Source organism: Rothia sp. HMSC036D11, from assembly GCF_001814205.1.
Lineage (GTDB): Bacteria > Actinomycetota > Actinomycetes > Actinomycetales > Micrococcaceae > Rothia > Rothia dentocariosa.
On record NZ_KV815290.1, the window covers coordinates 1 to 1534 of the forward strand.

The window sequence follows — 1534 nt, forward strand, 5'->3', positions numbered from 1 at the left end:
CACCATCCTCCCGCACATAAACAACCGGGAAAAAGACGTCATCCCACTTATACATATAAAAACCCATAGGCTCATAATAATTCATAATATTTTTATTCCTTAATCAAAATAAAGTCTCATCATGGTTCGGCATATAGAACATCAGGGCTGCCCACAAGCGACACCAATCAATCATAAACAACCCTGCCTTTTCTTATATATAGGTTCATTGATTCTATTCCGCTACTCTGGCAAATGCGGATACTCATCCACGAAAGAGCCCAGGGCCTCCGCACTCTCAAGCTCAGGATGCTCAGGTTCAAACCTATCCACAACTACCACATATCCCTGGAAAAAATCCCGCACCAACGAAAGATTCTTCTCAGAACATTCAAAACCATAAATAAACTTAAGATTTTCATCTCCGTCGCGAAGACGCTCCCAGCGATAACGATCCTGCATACGTGCAATATGCTGGTATAAGGTATCCGCTTCTGCCGGGCTACTGCGGATTAAACCATCAAAGTCAGAAACATAAACAAAAAGCCCTTGCGACAGGTCCTTCCATTGATCAATTTCTTCAACAAAATCAAGTGTCCACCACGCGCCTTCGTCTGGCAAAGGCCAAGGACAATCAATGGCACGAATAACTTCCGCCTCTAGACTCTCCGAGTCAGAGATATTGGAACTTATAAAATTTACGATTTGCCAGCCTACTTTCACAAGAGAGCTAACACGCTCCCGCAAAATATGGGATTCTTTAATATATATAACTGGAATAAATCCCCAGACCTCATCAACTTGTTCCACGCTAGCTCCTCCTTAATAATACAAAATCTTTATAATGGTTGGGGGTGTAGTAGATATCGCCATTACTACCTACTACTAAACGTTCTGTATCTCGTCTTCCTCTAATCCTTGGTTCATTGCGGATAATGTATCCAGAATCACGAACATCAAGCTTATAATATTGAATACTGAGGTTTGTTCGGATGTACTTTACCCATTACTGCCGCCGGTATAGGTGGTACTTTCTGGGTACTCATCAGGATCATTAATCCAGTCATCTCCATCTTCATACAGAGGATCCGGAAAACCATCCGGAAAGAAAAACTTCTTATTTTTTTCCATTCCTGACCAAGGGTACTTGGCCCCGTCAGCAGCAATCACTATGCTATCGTTGAAAAACTCTTTCACACGCGGCAAGCTTTCCTGTGAAACATCAAAACCATAACCAACCATGACTTGATATAGCCCGCTGCCGTGTAATTGGCGAGTGGCGTAATATACTTCCATTTCTTCCAGAATATTTACGCACGCTGTAACAGCCCTATCATCCATCACAAAGAGGTCCTCAAAATTCTTGTACAGCACAAACAGTCCTTGACGCATATCAAACCAGTTAATCAGACAGGCATCTTCAGACGCCCAACGCAGGTTAAAATCATCCGGAATAGCATAAACACTCTCAATACTCTCAACCAGACGATACGCAAAATCCAACGTGGTTTTTACCCCAGCACAGTCAACAACAATAACCTTCCACCCCTCCGCT

The 1534-nt window shown here is 42.8% G+C and carries 2 protein-coding genes; both read right to left on the bottom strand.

Annotation, left to right across the window (positions count from 1 at the left end; translation table 11 throughout):
• Window positions 1-222: 222 nt before the first annotated feature.
• Window positions 223-789, bottom strand: coding sequence for a hypothetical protein (locus HMPREF2958_RS04705; protein ID WP_070697029.1), 567 nt, complete (start codon window positions 787-789; stop codon window positions 223-225).
• 189 nt (window positions 790-978) lie between these two features.
• Window positions 979-1534: hypothetical protein (locus tag HMPREF2958_RS04710; RefSeq protein WP_246828033.1), on the bottom strand; the 556-nt coding region annotated here is incomplete at its 5' end.